The sequence below is a fragment of the Tessaracoccus luoxuelianae genome (genome assembly GCF_054483915.1).
In genome coordinates this window covers 1,473,552-1,493,627 of the sequence record NZ_CM137013.1, presented here as the reverse complement: position 1 = coordinate 1,493,627, position 20,076 = coordinate 1,473,552, and the positions used below count along the sequence as shown (strand labels likewise).

14 protein-coding genes are annotated in these 20,076 nt (G+C 66.6%); 4 read left to right on the top strand and 10 right to left on the bottom strand.

Features of this window, described 5'->3' with window-relative positions:
- Positions 1 to 32: 32 nt before the first annotated feature.
- On the bottom strand, positions 33 to 485 hold the full coding sequence (locus ACX1D1_RS06565) for an Hsp20/alpha crystallin family protein (RefSeq protein WP_182782363.1): 453 nt from the start codon (positions 483 to 485) through the stop codon (positions 33 to 35).
- Between the two features lie 141 nt (positions 486 to 626).
- Here ACX1D1_RS06565 and ACX1D1_RS06560 point away from each other — a divergent pair, with 141 nt between their 5' ends.
- Together ACX1D1_RS06560 and ACX1D1_RS06555 are read left to right on the top strand one after the other, a co-directional pair.
- The gene (locus ACX1D1_RS06560) at positions 627 to 1,682 is read left to right on the top strand and encodes a hypothetical protein (protein WP_459056375.1); all 1,056 of its coding nucleotides are present in this window, start codon (positions 627 to 629) and stop codon (positions 1,680 to 1,682) included.
- Positions 1,675 to 2,598: a hypothetical protein gene (locus ACX1D1_RS06555; protein ID WP_459056374.1), complete on the top strand. Its 924-nt coding sequence runs from the start codon at positions 1,675 to 1,677 to the stop codon at positions 2,596 to 2,598. The genes ACX1D1_RS06560 and ACX1D1_RS06555 overlap by 8 nt, the downstream gene beginning before the upstream one ends.
- Before the next feature lie 6 nt (positions 2,599 to 2,604).
- Here the strand turns inward: ACX1D1_RS06555 and gltX are convergent, their stop codons facing one another.
- Positions 2,605 to 3,981, bottom strand: coding sequence for a glutamate--tRNA ligase (gltX, locus tag ACX1D1_RS06550; RefSeq protein WP_459056554.1), 1,377 nt, complete (start codon positions 3,979 to 3,981; stop codon positions 2,605 to 2,607).
- A 110-nt stretch (positions 3,982 to 4,091) separates the two neighbouring features.
- On the opposite strand from gltX, the gene ACX1D1_RS06545 reads away from it, so the two are divergent.
- Together ACX1D1_RS06545 and ACX1D1_RS06540 are read left to right on the top strand one after the other, a co-directional pair.
- Positions 4,092 to 4,664: a DUF4112 domain-containing protein gene (locus ACX1D1_RS06545; RefSeq protein ID WP_459056373.1), complete on the top strand. Its 573-nt coding sequence runs from the start codon at positions 4,092 to 4,094 to the stop codon at positions 4,662 to 4,664.
- A 37-nt stretch (positions 4,665 to 4,701) separates the two neighbouring features.
- A complete protein-coding gene (locus tag ACX1D1_RS06540; RefSeq protein ID WP_459056372.1) occupies positions 4,702 to 6,384 on the top strand; it encodes a glutamine--tRNA ligase/YqeY domain fusion protein in 1,683 nt (560 codons plus the stop codon).
- Between the two features lie 74 nt (positions 6,385 to 6,458).
- Here the strand turns inward: ACX1D1_RS06540 and tuf are convergent, their stop codons facing one another.
- From tuf to rplJ, 8 genes are all read right to left on the bottom strand, one after another.
- Positions 6,459 to 7,652 carry an elongation factor Tu gene (gene tuf, locus ACX1D1_RS06535; RefSeq protein WP_182800141.1) on the bottom strand — a complete coding sequence of 398 codons (1,194 nt, stop codon included), beginning with the start codon at positions 7,650 to 7,652 and terminating at the stop codon, positions 6,459 to 6,461.
- A 216-nt stretch (positions 7,653 to 7,868) separates the two neighbouring features.
- The gene (gene fusA / locus ACX1D1_RS06530; protein WP_459056553.1) at positions 7,869 to 9,917 is read right to left on the bottom strand and encodes an elongation factor G; all 2,049 of its coding nucleotides are present in this window, start codon (positions 9,915 to 9,917) and stop codon (positions 7,869 to 7,871) included.
- A 105-nt stretch (positions 9,918 to 10,022) separates the two neighbouring features.
- A complete protein-coding gene (gene rpsG, locus ACX1D1_RS06525) occupies positions 10,023 to 10,493 on the bottom strand; it encodes a 30S ribosomal protein S7 (RefSeq protein WP_182782358.1) in 471 nt (156 codons plus the stop codon).
- Complete coding sequence (gene rpsL, locus ACX1D1_RS06520; RefSeq protein ID WP_077340453.1) at positions 10,493 to 10,864, bottom strand: 30S ribosomal protein S12; 372 nt, start codon at positions 10,862 to 10,864, stop codon at positions 10,493 to 10,495. Before rpsL ends, rpsG begins: the two co-directional genes overlap by 1 nt.
- A 296-nt stretch (positions 10,865 to 11,160) precedes the next feature.
- Complete coding sequence (gene rpoC, locus ACX1D1_RS06515; protein ID WP_182800142.1) at positions 11,161 to 15,099, bottom strand: DNA-directed RNA polymerase subunit beta'; 3,939 nt, start codon at positions 15,097 to 15,099, stop codon at positions 11,161 to 11,163.
- A 105-nt stretch (positions 15,100 to 15,204) separates the two neighbouring features.
- The gene (gene rpoB, locus ACX1D1_RS06510) at positions 15,205 to 18,678 is read right to left on the bottom strand and encodes a DNA-directed RNA polymerase subunit beta (protein ID WP_459056371.1); all 3,474 of its coding nucleotides are present in this window, start codon (positions 18,676 to 18,678) and stop codon (positions 15,205 to 15,207) included.
- Positions 18,679 to 18,984: 306 nt separating this feature from the next.
- Complete coding sequence (rplL, locus tag ACX1D1_RS06505) at positions 18,985 to 19,377, bottom strand: 50S ribosomal protein L7/L12 (RefSeq protein WP_182782355.1); 393 nt, start codon at positions 19,375 to 19,377, stop codon at positions 18,985 to 18,987.
- Positions 19,378 to 19,429: 52 nt separating this feature from the next.
- Positions 19,430 to 20,047 carry a 50S ribosomal protein L10 gene (gene rplJ, locus ACX1D1_RS06500; RefSeq protein ID WP_459056369.1) on the bottom strand — a complete coding sequence of 206 codons (618 nt, stop codon included), beginning with the start codon at positions 20,045 to 20,047 and terminating at the stop codon, positions 19,430 to 19,432.
- Positions 20,048 to 20,076: the final 29 nt, after the last annotated feature.

Here is a 20,076-nt window from a genome sequence, read left to right as displayed (position 1 = left end):
TGGGTGGAGCGCCCCGCCGTCGTTGTCCGCGGTCAGGATTCAGGCTGTGCCGCGTCGGTCTCGACGCTGCCCTCGATCTGATTCATCTTCGCGGAGTGCTGTACCTCGATCTTGCGGGGCTTCGCGGTCTCGGCGACGGGGATGGTGAGGGTCAGGACGCCGTCGGAGTACGAGGCGCTGATCTTGTCCACCGCGAGCCCGCGGCCGAGCGTCAGCTGGCGGGCGAAGGTGCCGACGGCGCGCTCACGGGTCAGCCACTGGGCGCCCTCGTCCTGGGCGGGCGAGGTGCGCTCGGCGCGGACGGTGACGGTGGCGCCGTCCATGTCGATGTCGATGCTGGCGGGGTCCACACCGGGCAGGTCGATGTGCGCGACGAACTCGTCGCCGGTGCGGTAGAGATCCATGGGCATCGCGACTGAGGCCGGGGTGCGGGTGACGTCGCCGAGGAGGCGGTCGATGTCGCGGAAGGGGTCGAAGCCAGGCATTGTGCGTTCCTTTCTGGGGTCAAATGGGTGCCGGACTTGGTTTCAAGTTGAGTGTACCTCGCTCAATTCGGGAGTCAAGCGAAGATTGAGTGGCCCTCGCTCAACCTCAACGACCGAAGGTGCTGGGCCTAGGATGCCGCCATGACGACGCCGCTGCCCGCATGGACGCTGATGTCCCGGGAGGCCCCGGTTGGGTCGCTCACGAACCACACCGTCTCCCTCGTCGGCGACACTCCGGATGCGATCTACGTCATCCGGGTCACCGACGCGTCACGCAAGCGCGATGCAGCGAAGGACACAGTCACGATCGACTACGCCCCACTGGGGTCAGCGGAAAGGCCGGCCCGGGCGACGGTCCCCTCTTGGCGGCGCCTGGACGACTTCGCCGACGAGGAGTTCGATCTCCGGGTCACCCGGGTCGTCGTTGTCCCCGGCAGCGCGCTGAGCGCTAGGAGACCTGGGTCACCGCGCGCATTCGGCCGCGGGCTCCTCGCGCTGGTGATCCTCGGCACCCTGGCAGGTATTGCTCTCGCCGTGGTCACACGCTCATGGTGGCTCCTTCCAGCGACGCTGCTGCCGCTGTTCGGCCTGGTCGCGCTCCTGGCTCATCTCAGGAAACGACGTGTCGCTGCCGTGCCTTCAGATGAGGACAGGCAGGAAGCGCTGGCCCGCGAAGAGATCCGCGCTCGTCTCACCCCTGCGATGACACCCGGACCTGCCGGTCCGGCGATGGACCCAGCACACGAACGGATCGCTTCGATCAAGGATGACTTCGGGCGCTTGGCCGGCGACATCGTCTACCGGATCGAGAGCTCAGCACTGTTCGACGCCTCGGTACCGACAACTCACCAGTTTCAGCTCGAACTGTTGCGGTGGGACGACGACTCAGCCCGCCTCGGGCCCGAGGGACGCAATCGGCTGTCCTTCGAGGTCGCCCTCGCCTTTCGGAACGCCCGGGAGAACGCGGAGCGGGTGGGGCTTGCCCACCTTCCCACCACAGCCCGCCCAGGGGCCGAGCGGGCGATCAAGGTCGCCCGCCTCGCGACGAGCGCCACCACTCCGGGCGAACGACAGGCCGCCGCGAGCCAGCTGGGCGACCTGTTGGACGACCTGGCGCTGCACTATCTCCCCAAGCCCGTTGACGTCCCTCGCATGTTGGCCCTCCACAGGACGGAACTAGAGGCAACCCATGACTGAGGCGATTCGGCCGCTGAGCCGGATGGAGCAGTTGGCCGGCCGCACCATCGTGGTCTCTTCTGCATTCCTCATCGGCCCCGTCACCCCATTTGTGCTGCAGGCCCGCCTCACCGGCGATCGGATCACCGTGAAGTACTCCGCGATCCGAGGCGACGTCTCGCCCCGTACTGTCACTGTGCCACTCCGTCGTCGGTTGGAGGACTTCGTACGCCAGTACTGCAACATCGCCATCGTCGGCCGCATCACCGTCGTTAGGGGGGTGCGGTGGCACGGCGCGACGGAGAGCGCGGTACGCAGTGCACTGGAGGAGAGCCCCCCGTTCGGCCGGGCTTCGCTCCGCTTGCCGCAGGGCATGACCTTCGAGGATCTGTACCCCGGACTCCGGGAGCTTCCGAGGCAGTCTTCGGCCGTCACCTACGTCCTGGGGACACTCGCCGAACCGTCGGACCCCACTGCCTCCCGGGATCGGGTGGACGAGATCAAGGCCGATTACGGGGAGCTCCTCACCGATGTGGTCTACCGCATCGAGAGCTCCGCCCTCTTCGACAGCAGCGTCCCCCTGACCAAGGAGTTCACCCTGCTCCTGATGCAGTGGGACGACGAACACAGGCGCCTGGACGGGCAGGCCCTCGACGCTCTGTCACGCCGCATCAGCATCGCCTTCGACACGGCGCGGGCTCATGCCGAGACCGTCGGGCTCAACCATCTCCCCCTCACCGCCCGTCGCCCCGCACGGCGCGCGGTCAAGGCCGCTCGGCTTGCGACGGAGGCGGTCACCGAGGGAGAGCGGGTTGCGGCTCGGACGCAGCTGGCCAAACTGCTCGAGGGTTTGAGGCTCCACTACCTGCCCTCGCCGAGCGAGGCTCCCCTGATGGTCGGCGGCTCCCGCCCGGCGCTTATCGGCCCCGGGCACTGACCTCCGTCAGAGGGAGGCGCGCAGAGCTCGGAGGCGGGCGAGCGAGGACTCCCTGCCCAACAGCTCCATCGACTCGAACAGCGGCGGTGAGACCTTCCGGCCCGAGATCGCCACGCGGATGGGGGCGAAGGCGAACTTGGGCTTGATGCCCATCCCCTCGACGATCCGCTCCCGCAACCCCGCCTGGATGGCGTCGGTCGAGAACGGCACGGACTCCGCCACGGCGATGGCCGCGTCCAGCACCTCAGCCGCGTTCTCAGCGAGGCCGGCCAGGGCGTCGTCGTCGATCACCAGCGCCTCGTCGACGGCGAAGAGATAGTCCAGCTGGGGCCGCGCATCCTTCAGCAGCACCAGGCGCTCCTGAATGAGCGGCACGGCGCTGCGCAGCAGGGCGGCCTCGGCCCCGGTGGGCGCCCAGTCCGCCTCGAACTCCAGGATCCGCGACGCCAGCTCCTCGGCAGACAGGCTCCGGATGTAGTGCCCGTTGAGCCAATCCAGCTTCTTCAGATCGAAGATGGGGCCCACTGTGTTGACCTTGGACCAGGAGAATCCCTCGACGAACTGCTCGAAGGTGGACACCTCGGACTCCTCGTCTCCCGCGTAGCCGAGCAGCTGGAGGAAGTTGCGCACGGCCTCGGGCAGATATCCCTGCTCCTTGAACCACATCAGCCGCGCGGCGGGGTTCTTGCGCTTCGAGATCTTGGACTTGTCCGTGTTGCGCAGCAGCGGCATGTGGGCGAACGCCGGCCGCTTCCAGCCCAGCCAGTCGTAGAGCAGCACGTGCTTCGGCGTCGAGGAGATCCACTCCTCGCCGCGCACCACCGTGTCGATCCCCATGAGGTGGTCGTCGACGACCACGGCGAGATGGTAGGTCGGGAAGCCGTCGGCCTTGAGGATGACCTGGTCGTCCGGGCGGGGCGCCTTGACCGTCCCGCGGACGATGTCCTCGAACTCGAGCGGCGCGTCGTCGGGAATCAGCATCCGCACCACCGGGGTCTCGGAGAAGCCCGGCAGCGCCGCCCTCTCCTCCCGGGTCTTCCCCAGGCACAGCCGGTCGTAGCCGGTCACCGACAGCTTGAGCGCCTCCTGCTCCTTCCGCAGGCCCGCCAGGCGCTCCGAGGAGCACCAGCAGTGGTAGGCGTGGCCGTCAGCGAGGAGCTGCTCGACGAACGGGCGGTAGGTGTCCAGCCGCTCCGACTGACGATACGGGCCGAAATCGCCTCCGAGATGCGGCCCCTCATCGGCCTGCAGCCCAAGCCACTCGAGCGAGTCGTAGATCTGCTGCTCGCTGCCCTCCACCAGCCTGGCCTGATCCGTGTCCTCGATCCGGAGCACGAACGCCCCGCCGGTCTTTCGAGCCCAGGCGAGGTCGAACAAAGCCATGAAAGCGGTGCCGACGTGCGGGTCGCCGGTGGGTGACGGGGCGACGCGGGTCCGGGCCGGGGTGGGTGTAGCGCTCATGGGACTTCACCCTATCGGGCATCCTTGAGGCTATGACGACCGAACCGGGCCCTACCCCCGCCAAGGCGCTCCAGCACGCGCGGGACGCGGTCGACGACGCTGCGCGCGGGCGGATCCGCGCAGACCTGGCCGCCGATCCTCCGCCGAAGCCGGCGCAGATGACGCGCACCCTGAGCTACTTCCTCGACGATCTCGTGCAGATCCCAGGCACCAAGGTGCGCGTCGGAATTGACCCGTTCCTCTCCTTCATCCCCTGGGCGGGCACGGCCGTGGGGGCGGTGTTCGGTAGCGTGGTGATGGCCGACGCCATCCGGCTCCGCGCACCACTGCCGGTCCTGCTCCGCATGGGCACCAACTCACTGCTGGACTGGGCCCTGGGCATGATCCCCTTCGTGGGGGCCTTCTTCGACGCCGCGTACCGCGCCAACAAGATGAACCTGAAGCTCCTGAACCGCACGATCGAGAACCGGGAGCTGGTCCGCCGGGCGTCCATCCGGTACTGGATCGGCGTCGCTGTGCTCGTGACCCTGCTGGTGGCCGCGATGGTGGCCATCCCCATCGCGTTCATCATGGGGATCAACCACCTCATCGCCACCACCGGCTGACCGGCCCCCACCGCTGGCGGCGTGCTAATTTACCGGCATGACCGAGCCCTCCGCGATGCCCTCCAACTTCATCTACGAGGCCGTGAACGCGGACGTGCAGGCGGGGAAGCGGGGCGGCCGGGTCCAGACGAGATTCCCTCCTGAGCCCAACGGATACCTCCACATCGGGCACGCCAAGGCGATCGTCGTGGACTTCGGGGTGGCTGCGGACTTCGGCGGCATCTGCATCCTGCGCCTCGACGACACCAACCCGGAGACCGAGGACACCAGCTTCGTCGAGGGGATCGTCGAGGACATCGAGTGGCTCGGCTACGAGCCTGCAGACGTGCGCTACGCCTCCGACTACTTCGAGGAGTTGTACTCGTGGGCCGAGCGGCTGGTCAGCGCAGGCCTCGCCTACGTCGATGATCAGGACGGCGAGGCCATCTCGGCCGGCCGCGGTGGCTTCGGCAAGCCAGGGGTGAATTCGCCCTTCCGCGACCGCTCCCCCGAGGCGAACCTGGACCTGTTCCGGCGCATGCGCGCCGGTGAGTATTCGGATGGTTCGAGGGTGCTGCGCGCCAAGATCGACATGGCCCACGAGAACATGCAGCTGCGCGACCCCATCATGTACCGGATCCGGCGCGTGACGCACCACCGCACGGGCGACGACTGGGCGATCTATCCCACCTATGACTGGGCGCACGGCCAGTCCGACGCCATCGAGGGCGTCACCCACTCCATCTGCACTCTCGAGTTCGAATCACACCGCCCCCTGTACGACTGGTTCCTGACCCAGCTGGGCGTCGAGGAGCCCCCGCGACAATACGAGTTCGCCCGCCTCGAGCTCACCCACACCGTCACCTCCAAACGGCGGCTGGCGAAGCTGGTCATGGACGGCGTCGTCGACGGGTGGGACGACGCCCGGATGCCCACCCTGCGGGGCCTGCGCCGCCGGGGCTACCCGCCCACCGCGATCCGCACCTTCTGCCGAGAGGTGGGCACCACCCGCACCAACTCTCGACAGTCCATCGAGGCCCTCGAAAGCTATGTCCGGCGCGAACTCAACTCCACGGCCCAGCGCCGGATGGCGGTCATCCGCCCGCTCAAGCTGCGCATCACCAACTGGCCGGTCGACGACGCGGGCCTGCCCGTGGTTGAGCACTTCGAGCTGGCGAACAACCCGGAGCGAGCGGAGGACGGCACCCGCAGCGTCGCGTTCAGCGGCGATCTCTGGATCGAGCAGGAGGACTTCCAGGAGGTGCCCCCGCCCAAGTACTTCCGGCTCTCCCCCGGCCGTGAGGTGCGCCTTCGGGGCGCCTACTTCGTGACCGCCACCGACGTCGTCAAGGACGAACAGGGCAACGTCGTGGAGGTGCTCGCCACCTACGACCCGGCCTCGAAGGGGGGCAACTCCCCGGACGGCCGCAAGGTCAAGTCCACGATGCACTGGGTGTCGGCGCAGCACGCGGTGGCCGCCACCGTGGCGCTGTACGGCCGGCTCTTCACCGCCGAGGCCCCGGGGGACGCGACGGGCGAAGCCCTGGACGATCTCAACCCCGATTCACGAGACGTCCTCGCCGGGGCGAAGGTGGAGGCGGCGCTGCTCGACGCGCGGCCCGGTGAGGTGGTGCAGTTCGAGCGCCTGGGCTACTTCGCCGCGGACCTGGACGAGCCGATGCACTTCCACCGGACCGTGGGTCTTCGGGATGAATGGGCGGCCATCCAGAAGCGGGGCTGAGCTCCGCCGCCCGGGAACGCGACGAGGGCCGTGCAGCCGAAGCTGCACGGCCCTCGTCAGGCGTGGAGTCTAGATCACTTGAGGATCTTGACGACGTTGCCTGCACCCACGGTGCGGCCGCCCTCACGGATGGCGAACTTGAGGTTCTCCTCCATGGCGATCGGCTTGTTGAGGTGCACGGTCATCTCGGTGTTGTCACCAGGCATGACCATCTCGGTGCCGGCAGGCAGCTGGACGACCCCGGTCACGTCCGTGGTGCGGAAGTAGAACTGGGGGGAGTAGTTCGAGAAGAACGGCTTGTGACGGCCACCCTCCTCCTTCGCCAGCACGTAGACGTTGGCCTCGAAGTCCGTGTGGGGAGTGGTGGAACCGGGCTTGATGACAACCATGCCGCGCTCCACGTCCTCCTTCTTGGTGCCGCGAAGCAGAAGGCCGACGTTCTCGCCCGCGCGACCCTCGTCGAGGATCTTGCGGAACATCTCCACACCGGTGACCGTGGAGGACTGCTTGGTCTCACGGATGCCGATGATGTCGACGGTCTCCCCGGTCTTGACGATGCCGCGCTCGATGCGGCCGGTGATGACGGTGCCACGACCGGTGATCGTGAAGACGTCCTCGACGGGCATGAGGAAGGGCTTGTCGGTGTCGCGAGCAGGCTGCGGGATGTTCTCGTCGACGGCGTCCATGAGATCGAGGATCGTCTGGGCCCACTTCTCGTCGCCCTGGAGGGCGGGGAACGCGGCGACGCGGACGATCTTGGTGTCTTCGAATCCCTGAGCCGACAGGATCTCGTCGAGTTCCATCTCGACGAGCTCGATCAGGTCAGCGTCCGCGTCGTCGATCATGTCGCACTTGTTGAGGGCGACGACCATGGCGGGCACGCCGACCTGGCGGGCCAGGAGGATGTGCTCGTGGGTCTGAGCCATCGGGCCGTCGGTGGCGGCGACGACGAGGATCGCGCCATCCATCTGGGCCGCACCGGTGATCATGTTCTTGACGTAGTCGGCGTGCCCGGGGCAGTCGACGTGCGCGTAGTGGCGCTTCTCGGTCTGGTACTCGACGTGCGAGATAGAGATGGTGATACCGCGCTGACGCTCTTCGGGCGCCTTGTCGATCTGATCGAACGCCGACACAGCATTCCACTGCGGGTACTTTTCGTGGAGCACCTTCGTGATCGCCGCGGTCAGAGTGGTCTTGCCGTGGTCGACGTGTCCGATTGTGCCGATGTTGCAGTGCGGCTTAGTCCGCTCAAACTTGGCCTTTGCCACGAGGGCTCCTTCTTGGGATCTCGCCTCGCTGGTTGCGGGGCGTCGCTTATGGTTCCTCTAGAGAGGTCAGCATCTGAGCTTAGCGCCCAAACGCATACCTGACCAATCCTATAGGAGCCTGGTTCTCAGTCAAACCGGGCGAGGTGGACTCACCCGGAAACGGCGGATGGCCGGGGTCTCCCCCGGCCATCCGTTGTCGCAGCGCGTCGCAGAAGCTCACTCGCCCCCGCGGGACTTCGCGACGATCTCCTCGGAGATGAACTTCGGCGTCTCAGCGTAGGAGTCGAACTCCATCGAGTACGAGGCCTGACCCGAGGTCTTCGACCGCAGGTCACCCACGTAGCCGAACATCTCGGACAGCGGCACGAGGGCCCGCACCACGCGGTTGCCGTGCTGCTCATCCATGGCCTGGATGTGGCCGCGGCGCGAGTTGATGTCGCCGATGACCGTGCCCAGGTAGTCCTCCGGCGTGGTGACCTCGACCGCCATGATGGGCTCCAGGATCGCCGGGTCCGCCTTGCGGGCCGCCTCCTTGAACGCCATGGAGCCGGCCAGCTTGAAGGCGAGCTCCGAGGAGTCGACGTCGTGGTAGGCGCCGTCGGTGAGGGTCACCTTGATGTTGTCCACCGGGTAGCCGGCCAGGACGCCGAACTGCAGGGCATCCTTGACTCCGGCGTCCACCGCGGGGATGTACTCCCTGGGGATGCGTCCGCCGGTGACGGCGTTGACGAACTCGTAGCCCGAGCCCGGCTCCGTCGGCTCCAGGTCGATGATGACCCGCGCGAACTGACCCGACCCACCGGTCTGCTTCTTGTGGGTGTACTCGATCTTCTCCACCTTGCGGCGGAGCGTCTCGCGGTAGGCCACCTGCGGCTTGCCGATGTTGGCTTCGACCTTGAACTCACGACGCATGCGGTCGATCAGCACATCGAGGTGCAGCTCGCCCATGCCCGCGATGATGGTCTGCCCGGTCTCCTCGTCCGTGTGCACACGGAAGGTGGGATCCTCCTCGGCCAGGCGCTGGATCGCGTGCGACAGCTTCTCCTGGTCCGACTTGGTCTTCGGCTCGATGGCCTGCTCGATGACGGGGTTCGGGAACGTCATCGACTCCAGCACGATCGGGTTCCCCGGATCACACAGGGTCTCTCCCGTGGTGGTGTCCTTGAGGCCCATGACCGCGCAGATCATGCCGGCGCCGATCTGGGGGATCTCCTCGCGCTTGTTGGCGTGCATCTGGTAGATCTTGCCGATGCGCTCCTTGCGGCCCTTGGTGGCGTTGAGCACCTGGGAGCCGGAGTGCAGGACACCGGAGTAGATGCGCACGAACGTCAGGCGCCCGAGGTGGGGATCAGCGGCCACCTTGAAGGCCAGGATCGACAGCGGCTCGTCGTCGGCGGGGTGACGCTCCATGCGGACCGTCTCGTCGTTGGGCTTGAACCCCTCGATGGCCGGCACGTCGAGCGGGGACGGCAGGTAGGCGTTGATGGAGTCGAGCAGGGGCTGGACGCCCTTGTTCTTGAACGACGACCCGCACACCACAGCGGTGAACGTGTTGGAGATGACGCCCTTGCGGACGGCCGCCTTGATCTGCGCGACCGTGGGCTCCTCGCCCTCCATGTAGAGCTCCATGATGTCGTCATCGACGTCAGCGATGCGCTCGATCAGGACGGCGTGGGCGGCCTCGGCGGCCTCCTTGAGGTCCGCGGGGATCTCCTCGACGGTGTAGTCCTCACCGATCGTGGTCTCGCCGTGCCAGGTGAGCGCACGCATCTCGACGAGGTCAACCACACCCAGGAAACCGCCCTCGGAGCCGATCGGGAGCTGAAGCAGCACCGGATCGGTGTTGAGGCGCTCCCGGATGGTCTTGACGCAGTGGTCGAACGACGCGCCCGTGCGGTCCAGCTTGTTGATGTAGCAGATGCGCGGCACGCCGTACTTGGTGGCCTGACGCCACACCGTCATCGACTGCGGCTCAACGCCGGCCACGCCGTCGAACACCGCGACGGCGCCGTCGAGCACGCGGAGCGAACGCTCCACCTCGACGGTGAAGTCGACGTGCCCGGGGGTGTCGATGATGTTGATCAGGTGGTCCTTCCAGAAACAGGTCGTGGCGGCCGACGTGATCGTGATGCCGCGCTCCTGCTCCTGCTCCATCCAGTCCATCACGGCGGCGCCCTCGTGAACCTCACCGATCTTGTAGGTCTTGCCGGTGTAGAACAAGATGCGCTCGGTGGTGGTGGTCTTGCCGGCGTCGATGTGCGCCATGATGCCGATGTTGCGAACCTTGGAAAGGTCGGTCACTGTGCAGTCCTTATGTCTCTGGGTAGTAGACGGTGAAGGCCCCCGGGGTTGAGACCCGGGGGCGACCGATCACCAGCGGTAGTGCGCGAAGGCGCGGTTGGCCTCGGCCATCTTGTGCGTGTCCTCGCGACGCTTCACCGAAGCACCGAGACCGTTGGAGGCGTCGAGGATCTCGTTCATGAGGCGCTCGGTCATCGTCTTCTCGCGACGGGCGCGGGAGAAGCTGACCAGCCAGCGCATGGCCAGCGTGTTCTGGCGGCCGGGCTTGACCTCGATCGGCACCTGGTAGGTGGCGCCGCCGACACGACGGGACTTCACCTCGATGGAGGGCCGGACGTTGTCCAGTGCGCGCTTGAGCGTCTGCACCGGATCCGTGCCCGTCTTGACACGGGTGCCCTCGAGGGCGTCGTAGACGATCGACTGCGCGATGGTCTTCTTGCCGTCGAGCAGAATCTTGCTCACCAGCTGAGAGACGAGCGGGGAGCCGTACACCGGGTCGATGGGGACCGGGCGCTTCGGGGCGGGACCCTTGCGTGGCATTACTTCTCCTTCTTCGCGCCGTAGCGGCTACGGGCCTGCTTGCGACCCTTGACACCCTGGGTGTCGAGCGAGCCGCGGATGATCTTGTAGCGCACACCGGGGAGGTCCTTCACGCGACCGCCGCGGACGAGCACCATCGAGTGCTCCTGCAGGTTGTGGCCGACGCCCGGAATGTAGGCGGTGACTTCGATGCCGGAGCTCAGGCGCACACGAGCGACCTTGCGCAGCGCGGAGTTCGGCTTCTTCGGGGTCGTGGTGTACACGCGGGTGCACACGCCGCGACGCTGGGGCGAGCCCTTCAACGCGGGCGTCTTGTTCTTCGAGACTTTGTCGGTGCGGCCCTTGCGGACCAGCTGCTGAATAGTTGGCACCTGTTGGTATCACTTTCGTTGTCTGGGTGGACGTTTGTCATCCCTGGCGCAACCCTTCGACGTGGGGCCGGGTCACCGTTTCCAACCTCACGACACATCGAGTTGCCGTGCGAACTCCGCACAGGTCTGGTCTCTTCGCAACGAATAAGAACGCCAGGATCATGCCAGGGCACGCACATATGGGCCCGAGCAACCGAGCACGCCCACTTAGGTTACTCCAGCGCCCCACTATGGTCAAAAACGCGGCGGAGGGCCCCGGACTTTTCAGTCCAGGACCCTCCGCACATGGGCCGACGTCAGCGAAGCTCGCCGAAGTCCATCTCGTCGAGCGGGACGGCGGGGCCGACCACGTCAGAGCCGAACGAGTAATCGTAGGGATCGTAGCTCATCGTGAAGGCGCTGGCTCGCGCCTCCTCGGTGGGCTCCACCCGGATGTTGCGGTACCGCTCCAGGCCGGTGCCGGCCGGGATCAGCTTGCCGAGGATGACGTTCTCCTTGAGGCCCTTGAGCGTGTCGCTCTTGCCCTGGATCGCCGCGTCCGTGAGGACCTTGGTCGTCTCCTGGAAGGAGGCCGCCGACAGCCAGGACTCGGTGGCCAGGGAGGCCTTGGTGATGCCCATCAACACCGGACGACCCTCCGCAGGCTTCGCGCCCTCGGTCAGAGCCTGACGGTTGGCCGCCTCGTAGGACGCACGGTCCACGAGCTCGCCCGGCATCATCGACGTCTCGCCCGAGTCGATGACCGTGACCCGGCGCAACATCTGCCTGATGATGATCTCGATGTGCTTGTCGTGGATGGGGGCGCCCTGCGTGCGGTACACGCGCTGGACCTCCTGCACGAGGTGCTCCTGCACCTTGCGCAGCCCACGCACGCGGAGCACGTCCTGGGGATCCACCTGGCCGGCGGTCAGCTGCTGACCGATGGTCACATGCACGCCGTCTTCGATGTGGGTCCGGTGGCCGGAGTGGTCCTCGAACTCCAGGCGTGCGCGTCGCGCCACCGGGTACTCGAGATCCTCGCCGCCGTCGTCGCGCACGATGACGATCTTGCGGCTCCGGTCCCCGTCCTCGATCCGCACGACGCCGTCGGCCTCGGTGATCGGGGCCTTGCCCTTGGGCTGACGGGCCTCGAACAGCTCGGTGACGCGCGGCAGACCCTGCGTGATGTCGTCTCCAGCCACACCACCAGTGTGGAAGGTACGCATCGTCAGCTGGGTGCCGGGCTCGCCGATGGACTGCGCCGCGACGATGCCGATGGCCTCGCCGACGTCGACGATCTTGCCCGATGCCAGCGAACGGCCGTAGCACATGGCGCACGTGCCCACCGCGGACTCACACGTGAGGACGGAGCGGACCTTGACCTCGGTCACGCCTGCCTGCACCAGGGTGTGGATCTCCTCGTCGCCCAGGTCGGTGCCGGCCTTGACCAGCACCTCCCCCTTCGCGTCGAGCGCGTCGACCGCGAGGGAACGGGCATAGACGGCCGTCTCCACCTCGTTCGACATCTCCACCGTGGCGCCCTCGGCGAACGGCTCCGCGGCGATTGCCACCGGCCTGCCGTTCTCCCCGACGCCCGGCTTGGTCCACTTCGCGATCGGCCGGATGAGGCCACGCTCGGTGCCGCAGTCCTCCTCGCGGACGATGACATCCTGCGACACGTCCACCAGACGACGGGTCAGGTAGCCCGAGTCCGCGGTCCGCAGGGCGGTGTCCGCCTGACCCTTACGTCCACCGTGGGTGGAGATGAAGTACTCGAGAACCGACAGGCCCTCACGGAAGTTGGACTTGATCGGGCGGGCGATGATGTCGCCCTTCGGGTTGGCCACCAGGCCTCGCATGGCGGCGATCTGACGCATCTGCGTCATGTTTCCGCGGGCCCCGGAGTCCACCATCATGAAGATGGGGTTGTCCTTGGTGAAGTTGGCCTTCATCGCCTCGGTCAGCTCGGCCGTGGCGTCGGTCCAGATCGCGATGAGCTCCTGACGGCGCTCATCCTCGGTCACGGTACCGCGCTCGTAGAGCTTGTCGATCTTGGCTGCGCGGGTCTCGTATCCTTCCAGGATCTGAGCCTTCTGCGGCGGGGTCTGGACGTCCCCGATCGACACCGTCACCCCGGAGCGCGTGGCCCACTGGAAGCCCAGGTCCTTGAGGTTGTCCAGCGCGGCGGCCACGACCACCTTCGGGTAGCGCTCGGCCAGCTCGTTGACGATGCCGCCGAGAACCTTCTTGCCCACCACTTCGTTCACGAAGGCGAAGTCGTCCGGTAGCGCCTCGTTGAAGAGCGCCCGGCCCAGCGTGGTCTCCACGATGATCGAGCCGTCGGCCCGGGGCGTCGAGCCCTCGACGACGACGCCGGTGAGGCGGATCCTGATGTTCGAGCCGATGGACAGGTGACCACGGTCGAACGCCATGATGGCCTCGGCCAGGGACGAGAATGTCCGACCCTCGCCCGCCCCCGGACGCACCAGCGTCAGGAAGTAGTGGCCGATGATCATGTCCTGCGTGGGCATGGTCACGGGTCGGCCGTCGGCCGGCTTCAGGATGTTGTTGGTCGAGAGCATCAGGATGCGGGCCTCGGCCTGGGCCTCCACCGACAACGGGAGGTGCACGGCCATCTGGTCGCCGTCGAAGTCCGCGTTGAACGCGGTGCACACCAACGGGTGGATCTGGATGGCCTTGCCCTCGATCAGCTGGGGCTCGAAGGCCTGGATGCCGAGGCGGTGCAGCGTCGGTGCGCGGTTCAGCAGCACCGGGTGTTCGGCGATGACCTCTTCCAGCACGTCCCACACGACGGGGCGCTGGCGCTCCACCATCCGCTTGGCGGCCTTGATGTTCTGGGCGTGGTTGAGATCATCCAGGCGCTTCATGACGAAGGGCTTGAACAGCTCCAACGCCATGGCCTTGGGCAGACCGCACTGGTGCAGCTTCAGCTGCGGGCCCACCACGATCACGGAACGGCCCGAGTAGTCCACGCGCTTGCCGAGCAGGTTCTGGCGGAACCGGCCCTGCTTGCCCTTGAGCATGTCGGAGATCGACTTCAGCGGGCGGTTGCCCGGCCCCGTGACTGGACGGCCGCGACGGCCGTTGTCGAACAGGGAGTCCACGGCCTCCTGCAGCATGCGCTTCTCGTTGTTGACGATGATCTCGGGCGCGCCGAGATCCAGGAGGCGCTTGAGCCGGTTGTTGCGGTTGATCACGCGACGGTAGAGGTCGTTGAGATCGGAGGTGGCGAAGCGGCCGCCGTCGAGCTGCACCATCGGGCGCAGGTCCGGGGGGATCACCGGGACCACGTCGAGCACCATGGCCGATGGGTGGTTCTGGCCGGACAGGAACGCCGCGACGACCTTGAGGCGCTTGAGCGCCCGGGTCTTGCGCTGGCCCTTGCCGGTGGCGATGGTCTCGCGCAGCGACACGGACTCGGCCTGGAGGTCGAAGGACTGGAGGCGCTTCTGGATGGCCTCGGCGCCCATCGATCCCTCGAAGTACTTGCTGAAGCGCTTCTTCATCTCGCGGTAGAGCATCTCGTCGCCCTCGAGGTCCTGGACCTTGAGGGTCTTGAAGCGCTGCCACACCTCGTCGATGCGGTCCAGCTGACGCTGCGAGCGGGTGCGGATCTGACCGGCCTCGCGCTCGGCCGCTTCGCGGACCTTGCGCTTGATGTCCGCCTTAGCGCCCTCAGACTCGAGCTGGGCGAGGTCCTCCTCCAGCTTGCGCATGCGCGCCTCGATGTCGGCGTCGCGGCGGGTGGCGACCTGCTTGGTCTCCACCTCCACCTTTGCCTGCAGAGACGCGAGGTCCCGGTGACGGGCCTCCTCGTCGACGGCGGTGATCATGTGCGCCGCGAAGTAGATGACCTTCTCCAGGTCCTTCGGGGCGATGTCCAGCAGGTAGCCGAGCCTGCTGGGGACACCCTTGAAGTACCAGATGTGCGTGACGGGGGCGGCCAGCTCGACGTGCCCCATCCGGTCTCGGCGCACGTTGGAGCGTGTCACCTCGACGCCACAGCGCTCGCAGATGATGCCCTTGAACCGCACCCGCTTGTACTTGCCGCAGTAGCACTCCCAGTCCCGGGTGGGACCGAAGATCTTCTCGCAGAAGAGGCCGTCGCGCTCAGGCTTCAGCGTGCGGTAGTTGATGGTCTCCGGCTTCTTGACCTCGCCGTGCGACCATTCGCGGATTTGGTCGGCGCTCGCGAGACCGATCCGCAGCTCGTCATAGAAGTTCACGTCCAGCACGTTGCTTCTCTTTCCCCTACGCGTGACGCGTAGGCGCTGTTTCGATGTGAGTCTGAGGTGTTGATTCGGACCGTGTCAGGCCCGAGGGGTGACTGAGCGCAACACTCAGACTTCACCGACGTCCATGAAGTTGTCGCTTCCGGGACGGCGACCGAGATCGATGCCGAAATCCTCCGCCGAGCGGAGATCATCCTCGGAATCGCGCAGGTCGATGACCCGACCGTCGTCCGAGAGGACCTCCACGTTCAGGCAGAGCGACTTCATCTCCTTGACCAGAACCTTGAACGACTCCGGGATACCCGGCTCCGGGATGTTCTCGCCCTTGACGATGGCCTCGTAGACCTTCACGCGGCCGGGGACGTCGTCGGACTTGATGGTCAGCAGCTCCTGGAGTGCCCAGGCGGCGCCGTAGGCCTCGAGGGCCCACACCTCCATCTCGCCGAATCGCTGTCCGCCGAACTGGGCCTTACCGCCCAGCGGCTGCTGCGTGATCATCGAGTACGGGCCGGTGGAGCGGGCGTGGATCTTGTCGTCGACGAGGTGGTGGAGCTTGAGCATGTACATGTAGCCCACGCCCACCTTCTCCGGGTAGGGCTCGCCGGAGCGGCCGTCGAAGAGTCGCGCCTTGCCGCCGGCGTCCACGAGACGCTCGCCGTCACGGGTGGTCAGCGAGTTGGCCAGCAGCCCGCCGATCTCCGACTCGTTGGCGCCGTCGAAGACGGGGGTGGCCACCTTCGCGTTGCCTTCCATCCGGCCGAGGCCGACGTCGCGCAGACGCTCCGCCCACTCCTCCTGGACGTCAGTGACGTCCCAGCCGGTCCTGGCGATCCAGCCGAGGTGGTTCTCCAGCACCTGGCCGATGTTCATCCGGGAGGGCACGCCGAGGGGGTTGAGCACGATGTCCACCGGGGTGCCGTCCTCCATGAACGGCATGTCCTCGATGGGGAGGATCTTCGAGATGACGCCCTTGTTGCCGTGGCGGCCGGCGAGCTTGTCGCCGTCGGAGATCTTGCGCTTCTGCGCCACGTGGACGCGCACCAGCTCGTTGACGCCGGGGGGGAGCTCGTCGTCGTCCTCCCGGTTGAACACGCGCACCGCGATGACGGTGCCGGACTCGCCGTGGGGCACCTTGAGGGACGTGTCGCGCACCTCGCGGGCCTTCTCTCCGAAGATGGCGCGCAGCAGGCGCTCCTCCGGGGTCAGCTCGGTCTCGCCCTTCGGCGTGACCTTGCCCACCAGCACGTCTCCGGCCGAGACCTCGGCGCCGATCCGCACGATGCCCCGCTCGTCGAGGTCAGCCAGCATCTCGTCCGAGACGTTGGGGATCTCGCGGGTGATCTCCTCGGCGCCCAGCTTGGTGTCGCGGGCGTCCACCTCGTGCTCCTCGATGTGGATCGAGGTCAGCACATCGTCCTGGACGATGCGCTGGGACAGGATGATGGCGTCCTCGTAGTTCAGACCCTCCCACGGCATGAACGCCACGAGGAGGTTCTTCCCCAGAGCCAGCTCGCCCTGATCCGTGCAGGGGCCGTCTGCCAGCGGGGTGCCCACCTCGACGCGGTCCCCCGGCTTCACCAGCGGGCGCTGGTTGATGCAGGTGCCGGCGTTGGAGCGCACGAACTTGTCCAGCTTGTAGGACTGGTAGGTGCCGTCGTCGTTGGTGATCTCGAGCAGATCCGCGGAGACGGAGCTGACCACACCCGGCTTCTTCGCAAGCGTCACGTCGCCGACGTCCACCGCGGCGCGGTACTCCATGCCGGTGCCCACGATCGGGGCCTCGTTGCGGATCAGCGGCACGGCCTGGCGCTGCATGTTGGCGCCCATGAGTGCGCGGGAGGCATCGTCGTGCTCGAGGAACGGGATGAGCGCCGTGGCGATGGAGACCATCTGCCGGGGCGACACGTCCATGTACTCCACATCGGAGGCGTGGATCTGGTCCACGTCGCCGTGCTTGATGCGCACGAGGACGCTCTCCTCGGTCAGGCGGCCGGACTGATCGACGTGGGCGTTGGCCTGCGCGATCGAGTAGCGGTCCTCCTCGTCAGCGGTGAGGTAGTCGATCTGATCGGTGACCATGCCGTCGACGACCTTGCGGTACGGGGTCTCGATGAAGCCGAAGGCGTTGACCCGGGCGAACGAGGCCAGCGAGCCGATGAGGCCGATGTTGGGGCCTTCAGGGGTCTCGATGGGGCACATGCGGCCGTAGTGCGACGGGTGGACGTCACGGACCTCCATGCCGGCGCGGTCGCGGGAGAGTCCGCCCGGGCCGAGCGCCGAAAGGCGACGCTTGTGCGTGAGGCCGGCCAGCGGGTTGTTCTGGTCCATGAACTGCGACAGCTGCGAGGTGCCGAAGAACTCCTTGAGCGCAGCCGTCACCGGGCGGATGTTGATCAGGGTCTGAGGCGTGATGGCCTCGATGTCCTGGGTGGTCATCCGGTCCCGGACCACCCGCTCCATGCGGCCGAGGCCGGTGCGCAGCTGGTTCTGGATCAGCTCGCCCACGGTGCGGAGGCGGCGGTTGCCGAAGTGGTCGATGTCGTCGGCCTCCACCTGGAGGTCGCCGAGCGTCTCACGGTGCTCGTGGAGCGCCACGATGTAGCGGATGGCGCCCACGATGTCGTCGAGGGTGAGCACCTGCTGGTCGTACGGGAGATCCAGGCCAAGCTTCTTGTTGATCTTGTACCGGCCGACCTTGGCGGTGTCGTAGCGCTTGGGGTTGAAGTAGTAGTTGTCCAACAGCGCCTGCGCCGCGTCACGCGCCGGCGGTTCGCCCGGGCGCAGCTTGCGGTAGATGTCCAGGAGCGCCTCGTCCTGGGTCTTGACCGAGTCCTTCTCCAGCGTCAGGCGCATGGACTCGTACTCGCCGAACTCCTCGAGGATCTTGTCCTCGGACCAGCCGAGGGCCTTGAGCAGCACGGTGACGTTCTGCTTGCGCTTGCGGTCCAGGCGCACGAACACCATGTCGCGCTTGTCGATCTCGAACTCGAGCCAGGCGCCACGCGACGGGATGACCTTGCAGGAGAAGATGTCCTTGTCGGACGTCTTGTCGGGGGTCTGCTCGAAGTAGACGCCCGGCGAGCGGACGAGTTGGGAGACCACGACGCGCTCGGTGCCGTTGATGATGAAGGTGCCGCGGTCCGTCATCAGCGGGAAGTCCCCGATGAAGACGGTCTGGCTCTTGATCTCGCCGGTGTCGTTGTTGACGAACTCAGCGGTGACGAAGAGGGGAGCGGCGTAGGTGACGTCGCGGTCCTTGCACTCCTCGATGGTCCACTTCGGGGACTCGAAGCGGTGGTCGCGGAACGAGAGCGACATCGTCTCGTTGAAGTCCTCGATGGGCGAGATCTCGGCGAACATCTCCTCCAGTCCGGACCGGGTATTGACGTCGGTGCGGCCGGCGGCCAACTGGTCCGCCACCCTCCTCTGCCAGGCATCGTTTCCGATCAGCCAGTTGTAGGCGTCGATCTGCAAATCCAGGAGGTTTGGGACCTCGAGCGGCTCATGAATCTTCGCGAAGGAGATTCGGCCGGTGGATGAGACGACATTGGTGTTCTTCAACGCAGAGCGCGAGGCGGCCAAGATTCGGTCCTTCCAAGAACGCTTGAAGCAGGTTTTCCGTGCATGGCGAAATTCCCGTGTCAAATCACGGGCGCAACGCATAGCTGGGCAAACAACCACTATAGAGCAAGATGCACAGGACGGCAACTACCGCAGGCCTCACGGGCCCTGCGGTCGACTTCGATCCACGGTGATCTCTTCTGATCCTGATGATAGCGGGCGGGGCGCGGGGCGCAACCCTCAGCCCCAGGCATCCGGAGCGGGGGACGCGCAACGGCCCGCCCCCACTGGGGGCGGGCCGTGTGCCGAGCTGAGCCGGGGCTCAGATCACTTGAGCTCGACGCTGCCGCCGGCGGCCTCGAGGGCCTCCTTGGCCTTGGCAGCGGTCTCCTTGTCGACCTGCTCCAGGACGGCCTTGGGGGCGCCCTCGACGAGGTCCTTGGCCTCCTTCAGACCGAGGGAGGTCAGCGCGCGGACCTCCTTGATGACGGCGATCTTCTTGTCGCCGCCGGCGGTCAGGATCACGTCGACCTTGTCCGAGACCTCTTCCTCGGCACCGGCGTCGTCGCCGCCGGCGGCAGGGGCGGCAGCCGCGACGGCGACCGGCGCGGCAGCGGTGACACCGAAGGTGTCTTCGAAGATCTTCACGAACTCAGAGAGCTCGATGAGGGTCATCTCCTTGAAAGCGTCAAGGAGCTCGTCAGTGGTGAGCTTCGCCATGGTGGGCGTTCCTTTCGTTGAAAACTGTGATCGCAGCGGGTGCTGCAACGGATCACTCCGCAGCGTCAGCTGCAACGGGTGCCGCATCAGCGGCGGGGGTGTTGTCCGTGGCTTCGGCGGCAGGCGCGGAGCCTGCGCCACCGATCAGGGAGGGGTTGGCCTCGGCAGCGGTCTGCAGAGCACCGAACAGACGGGCGCCCTGCGACAGCGGGGCGGCCAGCATGTAAGCGGCCTTGGCCAGGTTGGCCTGCATTGCGCCGGCCATCTTGGCCAGCAGGACCTCGCGGGACTCGAGGTCCGCGAGCTTCAGCACAGCCTGGGCGTCGAGGAACTTGCCCTCGAGCACACCACCCTTGATTGCCAGAGACGGATGTGCCTTTGCGAAATCACGCAGCCCCTTGGTGGCGGCGGCGATGTCACCGCTGACGAACGCGATGGCCGTGGGGCCGGTGAGGGTGCCTTCGACGCCCTCGATACCGGCTTCCTTGGCCGCGATCGCCGCAAGGGTGTTCTTCGCAACGGCGTAGGTGGCGTTCTCACCGAGGGATCGACGAAGTGTCTTCAGATCCTTGACGGTGAGACCGCGGTACTCGGTGAGAACTGCCGCCGCAGAGTTACTGAACTGCTCAGTGAGGTCTGCGACCTTGGCAGCCTTGTCCGGCCTCGCCATGTGGTCTCCTTCCGGTCTACATCCGCCCT